General features: G+C 69.6%; 20 protein-coding genes. 9 read left to right on the top strand and 11 right to left on the bottom strand.

What is annotated here, in order from left to right:
* Window positions 1-249: 249 nt before the first annotated feature.
* Window positions 250-669 carry a cupin domain-containing protein gene (locus ABD743_RS10035; protein WP_344721025.1) on the bottom strand — a complete coding sequence of 140 codons (420 nt, stop codon included), beginning with the start codon at window positions 667-669 and terminating at the stop codon, window positions 250-252.
* A gap of 183 nt (window positions 670-852) precedes the next feature.
* Window positions 853-1683, bottom strand: a complete 831-nt coding sequence (locus ABD743_RS10030) for an NAD-dependent epimerase/dehydratase family protein (protein WP_344721023.1) — start codon at window positions 1681-1683, stop codon at window positions 853-855.
* Window positions 1684-1767: 84 nt separating this feature from the next.
* On the opposite strand from ABD743_RS10030, the gene sigJ (ABD743_RS10025) reads away from it, so the two are divergent.
* Complete coding sequence (gene sigJ, locus ABD743_RS10025) at window positions 1768-2655, top strand: RNA polymerase sigma factor SigJ (protein ID WP_344721021.1); 888 nt, start codon at window positions 1768-1770, stop codon at window positions 2653-2655.
* Window positions 2656-2718: 63 nt separating this feature from the next.
* A complete protein-coding gene (locus ABD743_RS10020) occupies window positions 2719-3825 on the top strand; it encodes a lipocalin-like domain-containing protein (protein ID WP_344721019.1) in 1107 nt (368 codons plus the stop codon).
* A gap of 33 nt (window positions 3826-3858) precedes the next feature.
* Here ABD743_RS10020 and ABD743_RS10015 read toward each other — a convergent pair whose 3' ends face one another.
* Entirely contained in the window at window positions 3859-4050 is a 192-nt protein-coding gene (locus ABD743_RS10015) for a hypothetical protein (RefSeq protein WP_344721018.1), read from the bottom strand.
* A 441-nt stretch (window positions 4051-4491) separates the two neighbouring features.
* Between ABD743_RS10015 and ABD743_RS10010 the strand changes: the two genes are divergently transcribed.
* The gene (locus ABD743_RS10010) at window positions 4492-6828 is read left to right on the top strand and encodes a molybdopterin-dependent oxidoreductase (RefSeq protein WP_344721016.1); all 2337 of its coding nucleotides are present in this window, start codon (window positions 4492-4494) and stop codon (window positions 6826-6828) included.
* Window positions 6829-6915: 87 nt separating this feature from the next.
* Here the strand turns inward: ABD743_RS10010 and ABD743_RS10005 are convergent, their stop codons facing one another.
* Window positions 6916-8121, bottom strand: coding sequence for an NAD(P)/FAD-dependent oxidoreductase (locus ABD743_RS10005; protein WP_344721014.1), 1206 nt, complete (start codon window positions 8119-8121; stop codon window positions 6916-6918).
* Window positions 8122-8386: 265 nt separating this feature from the next.
* On the opposite strand from ABD743_RS10005, the gene ABD743_RS10000 reads away from it, so the two are divergent.
* Window positions 8387-9127: a sensor histidine kinase gene (locus ABD743_RS10000; protein ID WP_344721012.1), complete on the top strand. Its 741-nt coding sequence runs from the start codon at window positions 8387-8389 to the stop codon at window positions 9125-9127.
* Window positions 9128-9585: 458 nt separating this feature from the next.
* Window positions 9586-11430: an asparagine synthase (glutamine-hydrolyzing) gene (gene asnB, locus ABD743_RS09995; protein ID WP_344721011.1), complete on the top strand. Its 1845-nt coding sequence runs from the start codon at window positions 9586-9588 to the stop codon at window positions 11428-11430.
* A 355-nt stretch (window positions 11431-11785) separates the two neighbouring features.
* Here the strand turns inward: asnB and ABD743_RS09990 are convergent, their stop codons facing one another.
* Window positions 11786-12355 carry a dihydrofolate reductase family protein gene (locus tag ABD743_RS09990; protein ID WP_344721009.1) on the bottom strand — a complete coding sequence of 190 codons (570 nt, stop codon included), beginning with the start codon at window positions 12353-12355 and terminating at the stop codon, window positions 11786-11788.
* A 132-nt stretch (window positions 12356-12487) separates the two neighbouring features.
* Between ABD743_RS09990 and ABD743_RS09985 the strand changes: the two genes are divergently transcribed.
* Both ABD743_RS09985 and ABD743_RS09980 read left to right on the top strand, forming a co-directional pair.
* The gene (locus tag ABD743_RS09985; RefSeq protein ID WP_344721007.1) at window positions 12488-13468 is read left to right on the top strand and encodes a DUF5937 family protein; all 981 of its coding nucleotides are present in this window, start codon (window positions 12488-12490) and stop codon (window positions 13466-13468) included.
* Window positions 13469-13551: 83 nt separating this feature from the next.
* The gene (locus ABD743_RS09980) at window positions 13552-14229 is read left to right on the top strand and encodes an alpha/beta hydrolase (protein ID WP_344721006.1); all 678 of its coding nucleotides are present in this window, start codon (window positions 13552-13554) and stop codon (window positions 14227-14229) included.
* A gap of 32 nt (window positions 14230-14261) precedes the next feature.
* Here the strand turns inward: ABD743_RS09980 and ABD743_RS09975 are convergent, their stop codons facing one another.
* Window positions 14262-15185, bottom strand: coding sequence for a LysR family transcriptional regulator (locus ABD743_RS09975; protein WP_344721004.1), 924 nt, complete (start codon window positions 15183-15185; stop codon window positions 14262-14264).
* Between the two features lie 108 nt (window positions 15186-15293).
* Here ABD743_RS09975 and ABD743_RS09970 point away from each other — a divergent pair, with 108 nt between their 5' ends.
* Window positions 15294-16139, top strand: a complete 846-nt coding sequence (locus ABD743_RS09970; protein ID WP_344721003.1) for an SDR family oxidoreductase — start codon at window positions 15294-15296, stop codon at window positions 16137-16139.
* Window positions 16140-16158: 19 nt separating this feature from the next.
* Here ABD743_RS09970 and ABD743_RS09965 read toward each other — a convergent pair whose 3' ends face one another.
* The 3 genes from ABD743_RS09965 to ABD743_RS09955 are packed head-to-tail and all read right to left on the bottom strand — an operon-like array spanning window position 16159 to window position 18336.
* Window positions 16159-16380, bottom strand: coding sequence for a DoxX family protein (locus ABD743_RS09965; protein ID WP_344721001.1), 222 nt, complete (start codon window positions 16378-16380; stop codon window positions 16159-16161).
* A 27-nt stretch (window positions 16381-16407) separates the two neighbouring features.
* Window positions 16408-17220, bottom strand: a complete 813-nt coding sequence (locus ABD743_RS09960; RefSeq protein ID WP_344720999.1) for a class I SAM-dependent methyltransferase — start codon at window positions 17218-17220, stop codon at window positions 16408-16410.
* Between the two features lie 36 nt (window positions 17221-17256).
* Window positions 17257-18336 carry an NAD(P)/FAD-dependent oxidoreductase gene (locus ABD743_RS09955; protein ID WP_344720998.1) on the bottom strand — a complete coding sequence of 360 codons (1080 nt, stop codon included), beginning with the start codon at window positions 18334-18336 and terminating at the stop codon, window positions 17257-17259.
* Window positions 18337-18546: 210 nt separating this feature from the next.
* On the opposite strand from ABD743_RS09955, the gene sigJ (ABD743_RS09950) reads away from it, so the two are divergent.
* Entirely contained in the window at window positions 18547-19467 is a 921-nt protein-coding gene (sigJ, locus tag ABD743_RS09950; RefSeq protein ID WP_344720996.1) for an RNA polymerase sigma factor SigJ, read from the top strand.
* Here sigJ (ABD743_RS09950) and ABD743_RS09945 read toward each other — a convergent pair.
* Both ABD743_RS09945 and ABD743_RS09940 read right to left on the bottom strand, forming a co-directional pair.
* The gene (locus ABD743_RS09945) at window positions 19456-21195 is read right to left on the bottom strand and encodes an acyclic terpene utilization AtuA family protein (RefSeq protein WP_344720994.1); all 1740 of its coding nucleotides are present in this window, start codon (window positions 21193-21195) and stop codon (window positions 19456-19458) included. The two genes, sigJ (ABD743_RS09950) and ABD743_RS09945, sit on opposite strands and share 12 nt — an antisense overlap.
* Window positions 21192-22025 carry a TIGR03084 family metal-binding protein gene (locus tag ABD743_RS09940; RefSeq protein WP_344720992.1) on the bottom strand — a complete coding sequence of 278 codons (834 nt, stop codon included), beginning with the start codon at window positions 22023-22025 and terminating at the stop codon, window positions 21192-21194. Before ABD743_RS09940 ends, ABD743_RS09945 begins: the two co-directional genes overlap by 4 nt.

Below are 22025 nucleotides of genomic sequence, written 5' to 3'. Positions count from 1 at the left end.
TGTAGGCGACCTGACGTCACCGGCTTTCAGTTATGACGAGACTGCGCCCCCCATCTGTGACATCCGACCGCAGTTCTGCGGTCGTAGATAGCAGTGGCTTCTGCCACACGACAACCGCGTCCATCCCCGCATATCTGTGCTGAGCACGGACTTCGTGGCCGGCGGGTCGGAGGAGCGACCGGGTGCTCCCCCGACCCACCGGATCATGCGTGGACCCGCCGGGAATTACAGGTCACCGGCGCCGGACCGCTAGGGCTTCGCCTGTGGGTCGACCACCGGTCCGGGGTGGCGGAGGTGCTTGCGCGCCTCCAACTCCTCGGGCTCGACGTAGGTGAGCATCGGCTCATCGGGCTTGCAGGCCATGACGACCACGAATCGTGCCCAGACGTCACCAGGGTTCGCTGCCTGGTAGTGGATCCGGTCGCCGCCGGGCTCCCAGATCGTGTCGCCCTGCCGGATGACGACCGGTGCATCTCCCTCCAGCTCGAAGATCATCTCGCCCTCCAGCATGTAGCCGTAAACCGGGCCGGAGTGCCGGTGCGGCCGCGATCCGGGGTTGTTCGGCGGAATCTCGACGACCGCGGTCATCATGTGTCCGGCCGACGGGAGCTCCGACATGTCGTGCTCATCGAGCACTTTGATCTGGGTCTCGAGCTCAGGAGAACTCATGTCAGGTACCTACTTTCGACGCATTCTCGTGTTGTTGATCTGCAACTGCTGACCGCGCTGGTGGCGCGGTGCTCGGAGACGGCCGCAATCGGCCGAGTGATGCGGTGACCGGCGTGCCGGAGGCTCGTCTCGGCGTCGTCGACCGGTGGATGGATCTCCACTCCGCATTGATGGAACGGGCCGTCACCCGCCCGGCCGGCGGAAGCCCGCGCGCCAGCTCGGGTGAGCAGGCGTCCAGCCCGCTGCCCTGGCCTTCGCGTTGGAGACGGCGCGACCGACGGGGGCACCCTCGGGGAGCGGCGCCGTCTGCGGCGCGGGCGCACCGATGCCGGTCGCGTAGACCGGCAGCCATTCGGTCGCAGGCGCGGGCTCGTCGTCGACGACGTGGTAGGTCCCGTCGGGCCAGTCCAGGGACTGCACGGTCGCCGCGACCGCGTCGTCGACGTGCACGAACGACGTGATCGCGGGGTTCGCTTGCACCTGCCCTGCGGACACCGCAGCCGCGATCAGCCCGCCGGGCGCGTACCAGGTCCCGGGCCCGTAGAGGATGCCGTAGCGCAGCACGGTGGCGCGCGGGAGGCAGCGGGCCAGGCCCTCCATGACGTCGACGGCCGTGCCTGGCACGATCGGGTCGTCCTCGGTGGCCGGGGTGTCGCCGTCCGGGAAGACCCAGGTGATGCTCTGCACGATCATCCGGTCGACGCCCGCGGCCGTGGCACCGGCGACGAGGTTCGCGGTGCCCTCGCGGCGGACCCGAGCGTTGGCTTCCCGGTCGTTGCCGCTCAGATCCGTGAGCTGGTGCAGGACGAGATCAGGCGCCGCCTCGGCGAGCGTGGCGGCCACCCATACCGCGTCACGGACATCGAGGAGTACCCCGCGGGCACCGAGGCTCGAAAGGAGCGCGAGCCGGTCCTCACGGCGGGTCGTCGCGACCACCTCGTGCCCCGCGGCGACGAGCTCGGGGAGGAGCCGGGATCCGATGACGCCGGTTCCACCAGCAAGCAAGATTCGCATGCCCACAGGACGGAGCAGCCCACCCGGACGTGAGGCGCCCGACGTCCGGGCCTTGCTCCGTCACAGTGACGGAGGGAGATCACCATGACCGCGCAGGAGATCGACGCCGAGGTGATCGGTGAGCGGCGGCATCTGCTGTCGCTGGCGTTTCGCATGCTCGGCACCGTGGCCGAGGCGGAGGACGCCGTCCAGGAGACCTACATCCGGTGGTACCGGATGAGCCAGACCCAACGCGACGCCGTCGAGGTCCCCCGCGCCTGGCTGACACGCGTCGCGAGCCGCGTGTGCCTCGACGTGCTGGGCTCGGCCCGGGTGCGGCGGGAACGCTACGTCGGCCCGTGGCTGCCCGAGCCGGTGCCTTCCCTCGCCTTCACCGACCCGACGCTCGACGACCCGGCCGACCGGGCCACCCTGGACGACTCGATCAGCACGGCCCTGCTCGTGGTGCTGGAGTCGATGACCCCGGCCGAGCGGGTCGCGTTCGTGCTGCACGACGTCTTCGCGATGCCGTTCGGTGAGATCGCCGAGGTCGTGGGGCGCACGACCGCCGCCTGCCGCCAGCTCGCCGCCTCGGCGCGGCGACGCGTGCACGGCGCCCGGAGCGGCCGGGTCCCCCGAGCGGCGCACGACGCGGCCGTTCGCGCGTTCGCCGCGGCGGCGCGGGCGGGCGACCTCACCGGGCTCGTCACGGCGCTGGACCCGGACGTCGTTCTCCGCTCCGACGGCGGCGGCCTCGTGCGGGCGGCCCTGCACCCGGTTCGCGGCTCGGACAAGGTGGCCCGATTCCTGCTCGGCGCGCTGAGGAAGAACCCTGCGACAGACGTGCTCGAGCTGGAGACCCCCGACGGCCTCGGCTTCGCGCTGTGGGTCGAGGGCCGGGTGGTCGGCGTCGTGACGCTCGAGGTCGCCATGGACCGGGTCACGGACGTCCGGATGGTCCTCAATCCCGAGAAGCTGACTCTCTGGAACTGACTCCTCACGATCTCGGCAGCTGCGTCGTCCTCTCCGGTAACAGAACCGGAAGGGGACGGACACATGGCCCAGCAGGCAGGCATCGCCCGCACCGACGCCGATTACCGACGCATCGGCATCCGCCCGGACGTCGTCGCGGAGTGGGAGGACGGCGCCCGCACCGACGGGCGCCGGGGCACCTACGAGTGGTGGTACTTCGACGCCCACCTCGACGACGGCGCCACGCTCGTCGTCATCTTCATGACGAAGGACCTGTCCACGCCGGGAAAGCCGCTGAGCCCGATGATCCGGCTGAACCTCGACGTGCCCGGCGGCCACCAGCACAACGTCATCCAGAGCTTTCCCGCGACGTCGTTCTCGGCCCGGACCGAACGCGCCGACGTGCGGATCGCCGGCAACGTCTTCTCCGGCGACCTCGCCCACTACGAGATCCGGGCCGACGTCGGCGGCGTGCGGGTCGACGTCACCCTCGACGCCGAGATCCGGCCGTGGCGCCCGCACACGGGCTACGTGGTCTTCGGGGAAGAGCAGGATCTCGAGTTCTCCTGGCTCCCTGCCGTCCCGCAGGGGACGGTCCGCGGATCCTACGAGGTCGCGGGCGTGCGCACCGAGATCAGTGGCGTCGGCTACCACGACCACAACTGGGGCAACGTCGGGATGATGTCGATCATCAACGACTGGTACTGGGCCCGCGGTCAGGCCGGTCCCTACTCGGTGATCGCCTCGTACGTCACCGCCCACGAGAAGTACGGCTACGAGCCGATCCCGATCTTCATGCTCGCCCGCGACGGCCGCGTCGTCGCCGACGACGCGTCGCGGATCCGCTTCGAGGCACTCGACACCTACCTCGACGAGAAGACCGGCAAGCCCGTGGCCCGCACCACCCGATACCACTACGACGACGGCGACGACGGCTACGTCGTCACCTTCACGAAGCAGCGCGACCTGGTCGCCAACACCTTCGTCGAGCAGATCAAGGGCTGGCGCAAGATCGCCGCGCGGCTGAGCGGCGTCGACGGCGCCTACCTCCGCTTCACCGGCGACCTGACGATCGAGCACCACAAGAACGGCGAGACCGTCGAGACGTTCACCGAGGAGGCGATCTGGGAGCTGATGTACTTCGGCCACGCCCGAACCGAGACGCTCCGGCGATCGAGTCCCGCGAGCTGACGGCGGCCGCCGCGGGACCGATGACCGAGATCATCAGCTCAACGGTGGTTCGCCGAGCTCGAGCCCGCGTGTCCGGAGCAGACGCCGCCGCTGCCGTCGCCAGCGGCGGCCACCCCCGATGCGTTCCATCGCGTAGGTGAACTCGACGTACTCGGCGTCGTCCTGGTCCTGTTCGAAGCGCCGGCGTGCGGCATCCACCTCGGTCGACGAGAGCCCGCCGCTCATCCGACGACGGGTTCGTCGAGGAGGGCGACGGCTGAGGCCGTCCGGATACCTGTGGTCATGTGTTTGCCTTTGAGCCGATGTGTGGCCGCCGGCCTGCGTCAGTGATCGACGGCGGCTGGGCCGAATCGATGTCGCGCATGCGAGCGCCGATCCGGCGGTGCCGACCATCGTCGTCGGGCGAAGCGGCGGTTGGCCCTGTGGAAGTCCCCGGTCGGATCCCTGGGCCGGCCCGGGCGCCCATCCGCTCGATCGCGCCGCACCGTGTGACGCAAGCGACGGCCGTCCGGGGCCGCGGAGCGCGGCACGCTGTCACAGATGGGGAACGCAATCCCGTCTTTGAAAGGGGGTCGGTGACTCCGGGAAACCTGCCCAGGTGACACGGAACCGTCGTCAGAGCCGCATTACCGCTGAGCCATTTCGGCCGGACAGGAGATTCGCACGATGGCCGTACGACGCACGCGCACCACTCAGACCGCTTCGCACTGGGGCGTGTACCGGGTGGAGACCGACCGCGACACCGGCGAGGTGGTGTCCACCAGCGGTGTGCCGTTCGACCCCGACCCGTCGCCCATCCAGGCCGCATTGCCCGAGGTGGTCAGGGGCCGGTTACGGATCGACCGGCCCTACGTGCGCGAGGGCTACCTGCGCTCGGGTGCCGTCAGCCGGGAGCAGCGGGGTGCTGAGCCGTTCGTTCCGGTCAGCTGGGACGCCGCGCTCGACCTGGTGGTCGACGCGCTGTTGGCGGCCAGGGCTGCGGGTGGAAACGAGTCGTTGTACGGCGGCTCGTACGGCTGGGCCAGCGCGGGGCGGCTGCACCATTCCCCCAGCGTGCTGAAGCGATTCCTCGGGCTGTTCGGCGGCTACACCGACAAGATCGGAAACCACAGCTTCGGCGCTGCACTGGGCGTCATGCCCTACATTCTCGGCCGTTCCGACGTCAGCCGGCTGGTGGTGCCGTGGCCGGAAGTGGTGGCCAACACGCGGCTGTTCGTGATGTTCGGTGGCGCGTCGTTGAAGAACGCGCAGATCGATTCGGGTGGCGCGGTCAACCACGACAACGCCGAGTGGTTCCGAAGGGCGCGCGCGGCCGGGGTCGACGTGGTGTGCGTCAGCCCCTACCGGCACGACGTCCCCGACGAGGTCGCGCCGCAGTGGCTGCCGATCCGGCCCAACACCGACGTGGCGCTCATGCTCGGCCTGGCCCACACGCTGGTCGCCGAAGGCTTGGTGGACCGGGGGTTCACGCACACGCACTGCACGGGCTACGCCGAGTTCGAGCGCTATCTCACCGGCGATGAGGACGGCGTCGCCAAGGACGCCGGGTGGGCGGCCCGCGTGACGGGCCTGCCGGCGTCGACGATCGAGGCGCTGGCACGCCGGATGGCGGACACCAGGACCCTGGTCAACACGGCGTGGGCGGTGCAGCGCGCCCACCACGGCGAGCAGGCGGTGTGGGCGACTGTCGCCCTGGCCGCGATGCTCGGCCAGATCGGCCTGCCCGGCGGCGGGTTCAGCCTCGGGCACGGCGCCATGAGCGGCATCGCGCTGCCCTGTCCGGCAGGGATTCCCCGGCCGAAGTTGCCGCTGGGGCCCAACCCGGTAGCGGTGAAGATCCCGGTCGGGCAGGTGCACGAACTGCTGTTGCGACCCGGCGAGACCTTGGAGCACGACGGCAGGTTGATTCGGCTGCCACCGACCGAGCTGATCTACTCGGCGGGCGGGAATCCCTTCCACCACAACCTGAACCTCAACCGGTTCGTCACCGCCTGGCAGCAGCCCGGGACGGTGATCGTGCACGAGCCGTGGTGGAGCCCGCCGGCGAAGTTCGCCGACATCGTGCTGCCGTCCACCACCACGATGGAGCGCAACGACATCGCAGCGGCCGAGCACAGCCGCTATTGGATCGCCATGCAGCAGGTGGTGGCGCCGTATGCGCAGGCGCGCAACGACGTCGACATCTTCGGAGAGCTCGCGGACCGGCTCGGGTTCGGTGCGGAATACCACTGCGGCCGGACCGAGATGCAGTGGCTGCGATACATGTACGACGAGGCGCGAGCCACCGCCCAGGACCGGGGGTTCGACCCACCGGATTTCGACGAGTTCTGGGCGAGCGGCTCGTACGAGTTCCCGATGCTGGCAGAACCCGCCACGCTGCTCGCCGACTTCCGCGCCGGGCAGGCGCTGAACACGCCGTCCGGGAAGATCGAGCTGGTCAGTGAAGCGATCCGGGCGTTCGGTTACGACGACTGCCCACCGCATCCGACATGGCTGGAACCGGCGGAGTGGCTGGGCAGTCCGCGGGCCGTCCGCTACCCGCTGCACCTGCTGACCAACCAGCCCACGCACCGGCTGCACAGCCAGCTGGACAACTCGACGCTGTCCCGCGCGGCCAAGGTGTCGGGCCGAGAGGCGATCCTGATCAACGCCGAGGACGCCGCCCGCCGCGATCTGCGGGGCGGCGACGTCGTGCGGGTGTTCAACGACCGCGGCGCGTTCATCGCCGGCGTGCGGATCGTCGGGTCGGACACGTTGCTGCCCGGTGTGGCACAGATACCTACGGGCGCGTGGTACGACCCGTTGGAGCCCGGCGTGGCCGGCACGCTGGAAAAGCACGGCAACCCGAACGTCGTGACGTCCGACCAGGGCACCTCGAGGCTCACCCAGTGCCCGGCCGCGCAGACCTGCCTGGTCGAGATCGAGCGATGCGACACCCCGCCACCGGTCACGGCGTTCGACCTGCCCGAGGTGCTGGACGCACCCCACGTCCACCGCGAATAGCTGTCGCCGCCCCACACACCTCGTGGCCACCGTGCACACATTCGGACATGTGTGCGGTGGCCAACCGGTGTGTGCGGCGGGCGGTGATCACATGAACGGCAAGGTCGGAGCCTCGTTCGCCCACGCCAGAATTGTCTCGGCGTCATCGGTCGGCGGATAGATCAGCTCAGCGTTGATCATTTGCTTGACGTTCTTGGCGTCATCGCGGGTCGCGACGACCTTTCGCGTCCACCCTGTGGTCAGGACTGCGCCGGCCGGACCGAGATCGAGGCACGTCACATACGCGGGTGGCGCGAAGACCATCTGCTTCGTGCCGAGCAGGTCCGCGGCCGCGTTGACGCCGGCGAAGTGGCCCTGCGGCATGGCGTACTGGCAGCTCTGGGTCACTGTTTGCCCCTCCTCCACGAGCGGTGCTGCGGTGTCTCCCGCCGCGTAGACGCCGGGCACCCCCACGACTCGGAGGAAGTCGTCGACGGCCAGGCGTCCCAGGCGGTCCCGGGGCGCGGGAACCTGCTCGGTCAGCGGGCTGGCGACCATTCCGGCCGTCCAGATGACGGTCGCTGCTGCGATCTCGGATCCGTCGGAGAGCCGCGCTCCCTCAGGTGTCGCAGACTGCAGGCTCACTCCGAGTCGTCGTTCGACCCCGAGCTCGTTCAGTGCTTCGAGGATCTGCGGTCGCGGACCCTCGCCGAGCTCGTGCCCGACATTCTCGTTGCGGTCGACGAGGACGACCCGAACCTGCTCCGTGTCCCCCGCGACGGCCCGCAGCCGCCAGCCCAGCTCGGTCGCGATCTCGATGCCGGTGAAACCCGCACCCACCACGACGACCGTGAAGCGGCCCTCGGAATCCGGCCTACTCGGAAGCCGCTGAAGATGGGCATCCAGAGCCGCAGCTCCGGCGAGCGTGTCGATGTCGAACAGGTACTCGGCTCCCGGCAACGAGGGACGGACAACGTGACTGCCCGTGGCCAGAACAAGCCGATGGTAGGGCAGGACCGTCGAGGTTCCGTCCCGCCCGATCCCGATGACCTCCCGATTCTCGGTGTCGATTCCCGTGATCGTCGCCGCCACCCGTCGGACGCCGATCGGACCGAGAACCCGGTCGAGCGAAAGACGCATCCGCTCCGGATCGGCTTCGTAGAGGCGCGGTCGGATCACGAGGTCATCCCCCGCACTGACGAGCGTGACGCGCATGTCCGACTCGGGCACTCCTGCCGCCCGGCGCTGGCCGACCGCAGCTACCGCGGACCACACACCCGCGAACCCGCCACCAATGATCAGAACTTCGGACACCAGGTTTCTCCTCGATGCTCGGCGATATCATTGATAAGCAGGTCGTCAGCGCTCCGTACGAGAGGATCCAGGTGAAGCTGGTCCATGGGTGCTCGTTGCGAAGGCCTGCTCACGGCTGTAGACGAGATCGAACGCCGGTGGTGTGACAGGTTTCGCGCTCGGTAGATGTGCGTCACAGGGCGAACCGCCCGTCTGAACGGCCATCGTGTGACCTGCGAACATCTCCCGCTTGTCACAGATAGTCGGTCACTCTCGTCATATCCGCATGAACAAGAGCAGGCTGATCTCCCGGCAGGTCACAGTTCGCGGCCCCACCGACCTTCTCGCCACAGCGCTCGCCGACGCGGACAGCCGCAATGAGCTGGCGGCGTCGCGGGCCAGGATCGTGAAGGCCGCTGACGAGGCGCGCCGGCGATTCGAGCGCGACCTCCACGACGGAGCGCAGCAGAGAATCGTCTTGCTGGCGCTGGAGCTGCAGAATGCGGAGGCAATGACGCCGGAGGGTCACGAGGACCTGCGGGAACAGCTGGCCCACATCGGCAAAGGGCTTGCCGGCGCGCTCGAGGACCTGCGGGAGCTCTCCCGCGGCCTCCATCCCGCGATCCTCTCCGAGGGCGGCCTCGAACCGGCCCTACAGGTACTCGCCCGTCGCTCGGCGGTGCCTGTCGAGCTCAGGGTGGAAATCAACGGCCGATTCGAGGAGGGCATCGAGGTCGCGACGTACTACGTCGTCTCCGAGGCGCTCGCCAACGCCGCCAAGCACGCCGACGCGTCGATGGCCGAGCTCGATGTCCGAACTCGGAACGGCGTTCTGGACCTCGTGATCCGTGACAACGGTATCGGCGGGGCCGACCCGGCCAGGGGCTCGGGACTCATGGGCCTCAAGGATCGCGTCGAGGCACTCGGCGGGACGATGACAGTTGTGAGCCCCGTGGCCGTCGGCACCTCGATCCACGTCGAACTACCTGTCGGTCTCTCGGCCTCTCCATGGCCGGCAAGACATTGACCGACAATCTCTCGCACAAGAACGCGACCCACGCTTTATCACACGTGCCGAGACAGCGATCCAGGCACCGAATGCTGGATGTCCAGGGCAGTTTTCGAATGATTCCTCGATCTGCTCCGAGCGGCCGACCCGGTCGTGGTCCGGACACGGTTCTCGCAGGTGGAGGGGTCTTGCGAGAACCGTGTCCGTGGAGTCGAGCAGTGCCGTCGTCCACCGCCTGTTCACGCCGTTGTCATCGCGTCTCCGTGCTAAAACCTCGATGCTGATGTTCGCCCGACTCCGCACATCCGGGAGAAAATGACAGCACCCGATGATCCCGGATTCGATGCCGGCGATGATCCGGAGACAGACGCCACAGCAACAGAACTGATCTAGCTGCCACAAACCGCACGTACCGCGTTGCGCGAAGCAATCGCGCGACGCAACGTTGCCCTAACGCAATATGGGGAGGGCGAAATATGTGCGGAATCTGCGGGTGGGTGGATTACGAACGGGACCTGACCGCGCCCGACGCGCGGCGGGCGTTAGCGGACATGACGGCGACGATGGCCTGCCGCGGGCCCGATGACGAGGGAACGTGGGTGGACGGCCCGGTAGGCCTCGGACACCGCAGGCTCGCCGTCATCGACATCCAGGGCGGCCGGCAACCGATGACGCTTCAGGAGGGCGGCCGCACCGCCTCCGTGCTCGTCTACAGCGGCGAGACCTACAACTACCGCGAGTTGCGCGAGCGGTTGGCCGGGGCGGGCCGCCGGTTCGACACGAGCAGCGACACCGAGGTGGTGCTGCAGGCCCACCGCGAGTGGGGCAGGCGCGACCCGCGTGACGCCGTGCGCGAGCTCAACGGGATGTTCGCCTACGCCCTCTGGGATCCCGCTTCCCGGGAGCTGTTGCTCGTGCGTGACCGGCTCGGCGTCAAGCCGCTCTACTACTACCCCACCGAGCAGGGAGTGCTGTTCGGTTCCGAGCCCAAGGCGATTCTCGCCAACCCCCGCGCGGAGCGGGTCATCGACGCCGACGGGCTGCGCCGGGTGCTCGGGTTCGTCGCCGATCCGCACAACGCCGTGTTCCGCGGCATGCGCGAGGTGCCACCCGGCCACATCATCCGGGTCACCCGAGAGGGCATCGAGGAGCTGCGCTACTGGCAGCTGGCCGACACCGGGCACACCGACGATGTGCCCACGACGGTCCGGCATGTTCGTGAGCTGCTCGAGGACACGGTCCGACGACAGCTGATCTCCGATGTGCCGCTGTGCACGCTGCTGTCGGGCGGTCTCGACTCCTCGGCCCTGACCGCGCTGGCCGCCCGCTTCAGCGAGGAGCGGATCCGGTCCTTCGCCGTCGACTTCGTCGGTTACACCGACAACTTCAAGCCCACCGCGATCCGCGGCACACCCGACGGACCGTACGTGCAGGAAGTGGCGAAGTTCGTCGGCACCGACCACACGGACATCACCCTGTCCTCTGCCGAGCTCATGGACCCGGAGGTGCGAGCGACCGTATGGCGTGCCCGCGACGTGCCGACCACGATGGGCGACGGCGACACCTCTCTCTTCCTGCTGTTCCGGGCAGTTCGGCAGGGCTCGACGGTGGCTCTGTCCGGGGAGTCGGCCGACGAGGTGTTCGGTGGCTATGTGGGGTTCCACGATCCCAAGATGGTCGCGGCGGACACGTTCCCGTGGTTGATCGGCGCTTCATTTCGCGTCGCCGACGTACGCCAGTTCCTGGACCGCGGACTGCTCCAGAAGCTCGACCTCCCCGGCTACGTCGACGACCACTATCGCAGGGCGCTCGCGGAGGTGCCCGAGCTGACCGGCCCGATAGCGGCGAACCCGCACGAGCGGCGCATGCGCGAGATCTCTTACCTCTTCCTCACCCGGTTCCTCCCGCAGTTGCTCGACCGCAAGGACCGGCTGAGCATGGCCGTGGGTCTCGAGGTCCGCGTGCCCTTCTGCGACCACCGCCTCGTCGAATACGTGTTCGGCACCCCGTGGGCGCAGAAAACCTTCGACGGGCGGGAGAAGAGTCTGCTGCGGGCCGCCACCGCGGACCTGCTGCCGCAGTCGGTGGTGCAACGGGTCAAAAGCCCCTACCCGGCTACCCAGGACGCGGCCTACGACGAGATGCTGCGCACCAAGGTCACCGCGCTGATCAAGCGACGCGACTCCGCGGTGGCCCCCCTCCTCGACACCGACGCCGTCCCCGGGGATCCCAGCACGTTGGAGGTCGGCAGGGCAGGGCTGGAGCAGATGCTGTCGCTCGAAGCTGTGCTGACCGGCTACGGCGCCACGCTCGCCCTCTGAGGCGAACCGGTTGCCGGCCCCGCTCCACCAGAGAGGCAGAACGCCGTCTCCGGGCTGACCCACATCACAACGCGGACCGAGACGCCGGACGACGGCGACACACCTTCCGTGGAGTCGCGCCTGGCGAGCTCGGCGAAGACGCCGCGATCGTCTTATCCGCGCTTCATCGATTGGGAAAATTATGCCTTTATCCCTTTTTGGCAATTAGTATTTGTAACAGTGTGTCGGTGAACTGAGGTCGAGCTCCGAACCGTGTGGCAAGAGTGACGGTCGATCGGCCGGTCATTCGAGAGGGGAGCCGACGACGACGGCGCGCCACGGCCGTGCCTGTGATTCGTCGTCGTAAGTTGATCAGTCATTTCCGGACGCGGTAGCGCAGGTGGGTCACGGAGCCCGCGACGGGTTCACCCACCGGGATCAACTCGGCACGCTCCCCGGCGAACAGCCGGGTGCCCTCCCCCAACAGCAGAGGGACGAGGTGAATGAACACCTCGTCGAGCAGGCCCGCCCTGAGCAACGCCCGAGCGACCTCTGCACCCAGCACCCGGACGTCCTTGTCACCCGCGGCCTCCGTGGCGTGCCGGGCCGCGTCCTGCAGCCCCTCGAAGGTGAACGTCCCGCCGTTGTCACCGAGGAGGTCCTCCCGAGTCCGGTGGGTGACCACGAAGGTGGAGACGCCAGGCCAGGGCGTACCGCCCCACGGGCGTAGGCCGAGGTCGAAGGTGTGCCGTCCGATGAGGGCGGCGCCCACCGTCGCGTTCAGCTCCCTCGAGACGGCCAGGTCGACCTCGCCGTTCGGCCCCTTGCCGGCGTGCCACTCGTGCAACCGTTCGCCGCCGTCACCCATGGGCTCCTCGTCGCGGACGTTCGGCCCGGTCGTGAACCCGTCCAAGGACATCGACACATCCAGCACGATCTTGCCCATTGCGAGCCTCCTCGATCTGCCGGCGCCGCCGTCCGGCGCCGCTGCCGACCTTGGCCGGTGCGTCGCGATCCACCGATACTTTTAGCCAGAACTAAAGGCTCGACCCGCGGACGGAACCAGCGTGGAGACTCGATGATCGTGTGGCGGCTGCTGCCGGAGGACGTCGCGCGGATCAGGTTCGCGTTCTCGCCGCTGTTCGAGCTCGTGTTCAGCCTGGTGGTGCTGCGCGCGCCGGGCGAGCACTCGTTGCACCTGCCCTGGGTGCGTGCGACCCGCTCCTCGGTGGCCGATCTCGATCTCGCCGAGGTGTTCGCGATCGCTCCGGTGCACGGGTGGATCGCCGACTTCATCACCCCGGCGCCATCCGAACCACAGCCCGACATCGCCACCGAACTCGACGCGGTCCTGCGTACCGAACCGCAGCGGGTGATCAGCGACATCGCCGACGTTCCGAACGTGCCCGAGGAGGTGGCGCACCGGATCCGGGCGGACCCCGATGCCGCCCTCATCCGCATCGTCGACACGCTCCAGAGGTACTGGGACGTGGCGATGGCCGAGCACTGGCCCCGCATCCTGCGCCTCCTCGACGCCGACGTGCTGTGGCGGTCACAACGACTCGCCGGCGGCGGCTTGCACGCGCTGTTCGACGACCTGCACGAGACGGTCACTCTCGACGGCGACCAGCTGACCGCGGCCGATCCTTTCGAGTACACCGGACAGCTGTCGGGAACCGGGCTGACCCTGGTGCCACACGCAATGGGGTGGCCGTGGGTGCGCAAGTTGACCGGTCGCCGGAAGCCGGGGTTCGCGGGCGAGCCGTACCAGCCGATGATCGCCTATCCGGTCCGAGGCGTCGCCACCTTGTGGGAGGCCGCTCCACCACCACCGCCCGATGCACTCGCCGCCCTGATCGGCCGGACCCGCGCCGGCATCCTCAGCACCCTCGCCGAGCCGGCCACCACGACCGATCTCGCCCGCCGGATGGGGCTCACTCCCGGGGCCGTCAGCCAGCACTTGTCCGTCCTGCACGCGAGCGGACTCGTATCGCGGACCCGAACCACCAGAACAGTGCTCTACCGCAGAACCGCACGGGGCGACGTACTGGCCGAATAACCAGCCACGGGTCGGCCGGTGGCGTGCGGGTTGATCCTCATACACTGTGTCCGGACATGCTGTCCAATGATCGGGGAAGCCCTATGACGGTTCAGCGGCCCGCATTCGTCCTGGTTCCGGGCGCCTGGCACCTCCCGTCCACCTGGGATCTACTGCGCGGGGAGCTCGACGCCCTCGACTACGCAAGCCGTGCGGTGAAGCTGCCCACCACCGGCCCCGACCCGCGTGGCGGCCTGCGAGAAGACGCCGAGGCGATCCGCGCAGCGATCGAAGCAATCGGCGGTCCGGTCGTCGTCGTGGCCCACTCGTACGCCGGCATCCCTGCCACCGAGGGCGCGGCCGGCCTGCCCGACGTGCGGCGCCTCGTCTACCTGGCCGCCTACGTCCCGGACGTCGACGAGTCGATGTACACCCTGCACGGCGCTCCCGCCCCCGACTCGGCGGAGGGCCTGTTCCCGATCGGCTCGGACCCACGGGCCCAGCTCTACGCCGACGTCCCCGAGCCGGTGGCCGACTTGGCCGTCAGCCGGCTCGTCGACCAACTCCACCAGCCGTTCGCCGACCGCGTGACCAGGGCCGCGTGGCACACCGTCCCGTCCGCCTACATCGTCACCGAGCAGGACGCGTCGCTCCCGGTGGAGCTGCAGGAGCAGATGGCCTCCCGCGCCAAGACCACTTACCGGATCCCCACCAGCCACTCGCCGTTCCTGTCCCGTCCCGCCGAGCTGGCCGCGCTCCTCGACGAGATCGCCAAGGGCTGACAGCAGCCCACACGGTGCGGTGAAAGGCCGTGTCACGGACCGGATTGCCCGACCGAGGTCGCGATGGCCGAGCCTTCTTCCCGCAGGGCTCCGACGAGAGCGTCCACACTCGGCGATCGGTCGGGCCGGGTCACGACGACGGCCGAGCGACGGACCGGTCGCGGGTCGTCCACGGCGATCAGGCGGACCCCGGACGGCACCGTGTCCGCGGCCAGGGTGGGGATGACGGCCAGCCCGAGCCCGACGGCGACGAGACCGAGCCGGGCGGTCCAGTCCCGCACCGTGTACGCGATCCGCGAGGTGTCGGACAGGCCTGGCCAGACGCCGAACTGGGGGCCGTCACCACCATCGCCGACGATCCACGCCTCGCCTTCCAACTCGGCGACGTCGACGGTGCCACGCCTGGCCAGACGGTGCGTCTCGGGCACCGCCACCACGAGCCCACCCTCGATCAGCAGGTCGATGCGCAGATCGTCGAGCCGGTAGGGCGGCAGGTCCGCGCCGACCGCGATCACGGCAGCCTCCAGATGCCCCGCCCGCAAGCGGCGCAGGTGCGTCGGCGTTGATCCCTCGCGCAGGATCGTGACGACGGCGGGATGCCGTCGGCGCAAGTTCGCCAGCGCGCGCGGCACGAGCACGCCGAGCGCGGACGGGAACGCTCCGAGCGCGACCCGCCCCTCCAAGCGGTGCCGAAGTCCGCCCAGCTCCAGCAATGCGGCGTCGGCACGGTCGAGCAGCGAGCCGGCATGCCGCAGCAGCACGACACCGGCCCTGGTCGGCCGAACCCCACGGGCCAGTCGCTCGAACAGCGGGGCGCCTGCCACGTCCTCCATCGCCGCCACCTGCCGCGACACCGCGGACTGCGTGTAGCCCAGCGCGTCCGCCGCGGCGGTGAACGAGCCGCGGGCCGCCACCTCCTTCACCACCCGCAGGCCGACCAGGGTCAACTCAGCCATCCCACCCACCGCTGTCCATGACGCCAGTCTGACTCATGCGCGCTACGCATGCCTCAGATGCGAGACCTTCGCTGGTGGGATCGCTTGCTCCGACCTACCGTCGAGCGCATGACCACGACCTGGTTCATCACCGGCACCTCCAGCGGCTTCGGCCGCACCCTCACCGAACTGCTTCTCGAGCGCGGCGACCGCGTCGCCGCGACCCTGCGCACCCCCACGCGTCTCGACGATCTCGCGGCCCGGCACGGCGACCGGCTGTGGGTCCGCGCGCTCGACGTCACCGACACCGCGCAGATCCGCGAGGTCGTCGACGCCGCGTTCGCCGAGCTCGGCCGGATCGACGTCGTCGTGTCCAACGCGGGCAGCGGCGTCATCGGGACTGCCGAGGAGTTGACCGACACCCACATCGACACCCTGATCGCCACGAATCTCACCGGTTCGATCCAGCTCGCCCGCGCCGTCGTGCCCCACCTGCGCGCCCAGGGTGGCGGCCGCATCCTGCAGCTTTCGAGCATGGGTGGGCACATGTCCTTCCCCGGCTTCTCGCTGTACCACGCCACCAAGTGGGGCATCGAAGGCTTCTACGACGCGTTCGCCCCCGAGGTGGAGCCCTTCGGCATCCACACCACCTTGGTCGAACCGGGCATGATCCGAACGCCCTTCTACGACGCCGTGGTGCACGCGAACCCGCACCCGGCCTACGCCGACAACCCGGCCGTCATTCGCGGCGACATTCCCCTCGAGCAGATGGCAGGCGACCAGACCAAGGTCGCCCGCGCGATGATCGACCTCGCCCAACTCCCCTGTCCCCCGCGCCGTCGGCTACTCGGCTCCGATGCCTATGCCCGCGTTCACGATGCGCTGACCCAGCGCCTCGAACAGTTCGAGAGCCAGCGGGACATCGCCATGAGCACCGACGCCGACGACTACGTCGCAACCGCGGCGATGGCGTAACAGCGCGTCTTACGCGTGGCTATTGAATGCTGCCGAAACCGACCGCGAGAGCGGCCCCTAGGTACAGCATCTCTTCGGCCGTGCGCAGATCCAGCCGGCCGGCCATGGACTTGGGCGGGTTCGGCATCCGCGCCGCGTAGACGTTCGCCGGGAACATCACCACCATCAGCGCGAGAAGGCATACCGCGGCGGCGACGCGGGTGGGCGGATACAGCAGCCCGGCTGCGCCGAGGAGTATCAAGATTTCCGGTTGGGCCGTCGCGAGCGGTCAGGCCCGCGTACGCCCCCAGGCCGACACCAGCGGCGACGTCGCAAGGTCGGGCAGCAGGCCCGCGTCGAGGTTGGCGAGGTGCTGGTCGATGTCCGCGTCGGTGGCGATGTCCGCGGCGACGAGCCGGTGGCGGATCTGCTCGACGGTGGCGCGCTCGAGCACCGTGCACGCGGGATCGGTGATCGGGAAGTACGCGTCAGCTCCAACCTCGACGAGGCCGAGCTCGCGCAGGAGCCGCGGCAACGTGCGACCGTAGGCGAGGTCGGCGGCGCGGCCCGCCATCAGGCTGCGGAACCCGTGGCGGAGGCGGTTGGCGAGCTGCTGCGCGGGCCCGTACTCGTCGGGGCACAGCAACGGCTGCAGCCCGGGGTCCGCCTCTTCGATCAGCAGCACACCGCCGGGCCGCAGCGCCCCGACCATCAACGCCAGCGCCTCCTCCCGGCTGGCGACGTGCGTGAGCACCAGGCGCGCGTGCACGAGGTCGAGGCCCGTCGCGGGCGCGGGGTCGGCGCCGACATCGTGGCATCGCACGTCCACGACCGCCTCGCCCACGTCGTCGAACGCCTCGTCCAGCCACGACGTGTCGATGTCGGTGACGACCACCTGGCCGCCCGGGCCCACGCGCTCGGCGAGCCACCGCGGCACCGACGGACCGCCCGCGCCGACCTCCCAGCACCGCCACCCCGGCTGCACGCCCAGCCCTTGCAGATGCCGGAACGTCGTCGCGTCGAACAGGTGGGCGAGCGCGTCGAACCGCACGCCCGCCTCATGCTGTCGATTGGCCAGCAGATAGCCGTCGTCATCGCGCACGCCGCCATGGTGGCAGTCAGCGGACTCGTCGAGCGGTCAGCGTGCAGCGAGGCGTAACGAGCGCACGGTCGAGCGGACCACCTGTTCCTTCACAAGTGCGGCTTTCCGGCCGGTCACGATCATGTCTTTGGGCTTGTCATCCGCACCGACGAACTGAACCAGCCCATTGCGCCGTCCCAGGCTCATGACTTGCGCGTAGTAGCGGAAGGACAAGGGCTTCGGTCGCTGTCCACGCAGCTCGGCAACGATGTTCCTCCCGGCGCGCGACCCGAGCGGCAGAGCGGTCGCGCACGCCATCCGCAGTTCCCCGGCGGCCTCGGTGCGCGCTGCGGCCGCGTCTCCGACCACGTAGATGTCGGGGTGGGAGACCGATCGCAACATCGCGTCGACCTCGATCCGTCCGTCGACGGTCAGCGCCAGGCCGGCGGAACGCGCGACCTCGGCGTTGGCCCTCAGGGACGCCGTCCACACGATCACGTCGGCATCGAGATCCTCCGGTGCCGCCGGGCGGCCCTCCTCGAGGTTGATATCCAGATCGCGGAACATCGAGCGCACGTGGGTCCGGCCCTTCTGCGACAGGGCGGGTCCGACCTCGCCCGCGGTGACCATGCTGATCTTCCAGGCCCGCTCGGCCTCGGCCAGCTCAGTCGCCATCTCCACGCCCGTCGCCCCACCACCGACGACCGTCAGCGTGCCCGGGCCGTCGTCGAGCCGCTTGCGCAGATAACGCGCAGTTTCGGACGTGAACAGGCGCCCGTCTTCATGGGAACCATCTCCGACAGTCTGCGTCCGGCTGCCGAGCGCGTAGACGAGGAGGTCGAAGGGGTGCCGCCTGTGGTCGTCGGTGACCACCTCCTTGTGGACAGGGTCGATGTCCGTCACGCGGGCTGCCACATGCGTGACGCGCTTCTTCCGTAGGAATGACGACAGCGGGTGAGAGATGTCCTGTCGTCCGGCAGCTACCTCGTGCTCCCGGACCCGCTCTGTGAAGTGAGCCGCGGGATCGATCAGCGTGACGTCGGCCGCATCGGCGGCATGCAGCGCGGCCATCAGCCCGCCGTACCCGGCCCCGAGCACGAGAACACGATCGCCGGCCGGTTTCCTCTTGTTGGTCATGGCAGCACGACGAATCGGGGTCGGCCCGTGTGACATGGGGCGGCCGCCCGCCGGGCCGCCGCGCGTCGGGATGAGACGACGGTCGCGGTGTCACACGCCCGCGCGCTGCGTCGTCACATCACGGGTGCGGGCGAAACCGCGCAGCCGAGGCAGCGAGAGGGTGGCCGGAGATATGCAGGGAGCGGTGTATGCCGCAGCAAGGGGCCGGCCATGAACGACGAACGATCCCTCGCTACCGCCTACACGCGGGCACGCCCTCGACTCGAGCGGCTTGCCTATGCCATGACAGGTAGCCACGCCGAAGCCGAGGACGTCGTGTCCGACAGTTGGCTACGGCTGATCGCAGCACACGCGAATGAGCCCGTGCAGAACGTCGAGGCCTGGGCCACTGTGGTCGTCGCTCGGCGCGCCCTCGACACCCTGCGCTCCGCCCGCGTACGCCGGGAGACGTACGTCGGGCCGTGGCTTCCCGAGCCGTGGCTCGAGGCGCCTCCGGCATCAGATCCCGCCGAGCGGGTCACACTCGACGACTCCGTCAGCTTCGCGCTCATGGTGGTGCTCGAGACGCTCAGTCCTGCCGAGCGCACCGCATGGGTCCTCCACGACCTGTTCGGCATGGAGTTCTCCGAGGTCGCCCGGGTTGTCGGACGGACCACCGCCGCGGTGCGACAACTCGCCGCGCGGGCTCGTAAGCACGTGGCTGCCGGCACGCCACGGGTCACGGTCGACCACGCCACACACGAGGCGGTCGTCGCCGCGTTCAGGCGAGCCACGATCGACGGCGACCTACCCGGCCTGATGACCGTGCTCGATCCGGACGTGACTCTCACCAGCGATGGTGGCGGAAAGGTCCGCGCGGCCCTGCGACCCGTGCATGGAGCGGATCGGGTTGCGCGGCTGCTCATAGGACTCGCGAGCCAGTTGGACGGCGACCACCGTCCGAGGTCGGTGACGGTCAACGGCGCACCCGGGTTCGCGATCCTGAAGGGCAGCGAGTACGACTTCGTGATCTCTCTGACGGTCGAAGACGCTCGTATCACCCGGGTCGACATGGTGCGGGCGCCCGACAAACTCGCCACGCTGCCCTCGGATTCACAGTCATCTGCATATTGCACGCGATCAATCACGTGATCGACGCGGGACGCAACCGAGCAACTCCTCCGGCACCTCCACGAGCCGGCTGCGCAGGTACTCCCCCAGGCCCTTCGCCTGCGGGTCCGGTCGGGTCGACGAGGCGACACCCGCGCCGAGGATCCCGTGCACCACGACGTTGAGCGCCCGCAGATTGGGTAGCGGCCACACGTCGATCGGCAGGTCCGCGGCCTCGGGCCCGAGCAGCTCGCGAGCCTTGTCGGCAGTGAAGAAGCCGCGCAGCCAGGCGTACTCGGCATCGGTGCGTGTCCACAGCCCGACGTTGGCGTTGCCGCCCTTGTCCCCCGACCGCGCCCCACACACCACTCCCAACGGAACCCGCACGCGCGGCCCGTCGGCGATGGGCGCGGGGACGGGCACCTGCGGCGGCGGAGGCACCTCGCCGACCTCCGGATCGTCGATCACCCGTCGCTCGCCGTCGGGAAGGACGACCGTGTGCTGCACGGCCGAGCGCGCGACGGTCGCGGGCCGGTAGATCCCGTACGCGGACTCCGGGGTGGGCGGGGTGGTGGTGTGGAAGCCTGCGTACCCGCCCAGCGCCAGCTCCATGGTGGCGTTGGAGAACGCGCGCCCGACCTTGCGCGGGTCCGGGTCCTTGACCGTGATCCGCAGGTGGGCGGTGGCGCGGTCGTTCGACGGCGCGTCCGGGGTGTCGAAGCGCAACAACCGGACGTCGACCTCGGCGAACCGGTCCTTTCCGCCCAGCACCTCGAACAGGAGGGCCTCGGCGTGCGCGGCCTTCGCCTCGATGTCCAGCCCGGTCAGCACGAGCGTCATGGTGTTGCGGAAGCCACCGGCGTCGTTGAGCGCGACCTTCAGCGTGGGCGGCGGCGGGCTGCCGCGCACGCCGGAGATCCGCACCCGGTGCTCGCCCTCCTGGGCGAGGCGGATCGTGTCGAAGTGCGTGGTGCAGTCCGGACCGAGGTAGGCGGGCTCGGCGATCTCGTAGAGCAGCTGGGCGGTGACGGTGCCCAGCGAGACCAGACCGCCCGTGCCCGCGTGCTTGGTGATCACCGACGATCCGTCCGCGGCGACCTCGGCGATCGGGAACCCCGGGTAGCGGCGGTCGGTGATCTCGTCGAGAAAGGCGTAGTTGCCGCCGGTCGCCTGCGGCCCGCACTCGATCACGTGCCCGGCGACGACCGCGCCGGCGAGGGCGTCCCAGTCGCCGTGGCCCCAGCCGTGCCACCACGCTGCCGGCCCGGCGACGAGCGAGGCGTCGGTGACCCGCCCGGTCACGACGACGTCGGCTCCGGCCGCAAGAGCTTCGGCGATCCCCCAGCCGCCGAGGTAGGCGTTGGCGGACACCGGCTTGCCCTCGACGGGCGGGGTGATCGCCCCCAGCGAGCCGCGCAGATCGTCGCCCTCGACGTGCGCGACCTTCACATCCAGCCCGAGCCCGGCGGCGACCTTCCGGACAGCCGCGGCCAGTCCGGCGGGGTTCAGCCCGCCGGCGTTCGCGACGATGCGGATCCCCTTGTCCAGGCACGTTGCGAGTACCGCCTCGACCTGCGTCAGGAACGTCCGCGCGTATCCCGCGGAGGGATCCTTGGCCTGCGCCTTCGCCAGGATGAGCATGGTCAGCTCGGCGAGGTAGTCGCCGCACAGCACGTCGATCGGTCCGCCATCGACCATCTCGCGGGCGGCCTCGATCCGGTCGCCGTAAAAGCCCGAGCAGTTGCCGATCCGGATCGCGCGCCTGCTCATGTCGACTCCTCGCCTGCGCTCGTCGGCCGCGCCACTGCCGTGAACTGCCCTGGCTCGCGGCCCTTGCCCGCCTCCCCGGCGAAGGCCTGCCCGATCTGGGTCCACTCCCGCGCGGCCGGCCCGGTGGCCGTCAGCGCGAGGTCGTCGCGGTGGCGCCGTTGCGTGATGAGGAGGGCGAAGTCCAGCGCTGGGCCCGTGATCCGGTCGGCCGCGTCCGCCGGGCCCCACGTCCACAGCGTCCCGTCGGGCGCGTCGAGCTCGACCCGGACCGGGACGTCCGGCATCGCACGGCCGCGGACCGCGTAGCTGAACGCGCGCGCTCCGACCCCGATGTGGGCGACGTGCCGCAGTCGTGTGCTCGGCTCGCGCGCCACCCCGAGCGTGTCGGCGACGTCCTGGCCGTGGGCCCAGGTCTCCATGATCCGCGCAGTCAGCGATGACGCCGCGCTCATCGCCGGCCCGAACCACGGAACCCGCACGCCCGGCTCGAGCCCGCGGAACGTCTCGACCAGTTGTTCCCGCGACCGGTCGAACCAGCGCAGCAGCTCGGCCCCGGACAGGTCGCGATAGCGCGCGGCGACGGCGTCCGGGTCCACCCCGCCCGCGGCCTGAATCCGCTCCAGCTCGGCGCGGAAGGCGTCGGGGTCGACGGCGGACTGCACGGCAACATCGTCGAAGTACGCCAGGTGCGAGACCTGGTCGGCGATCGTCCAGCCCTCGGCGGGCGTGTCGCGCCGCCAACTGTCCTCGTCGAGGCCGGCGAGCAGCCCGCGCAGCTCGGCGGACTCAGCAGTGAGGTCGTCGGCGAGCGCCGTCATCGAGACGGGCAC

The organism is Pseudonocardia yunnanensis (genome assembly GCF_039534065.1).
Taxonomy (GTDB): domain Bacteria; phylum Actinomycetota; class Actinomycetes; order Mycobacteriales; family Pseudonocardiaceae; genus Pseudonocardia; species Pseudonocardia yunnanensis.
The sequence above is the reverse complement of the archived record's forward strand: the minus strand, read 5'-3'. Positions and strand labels throughout refer to the sequence as shown.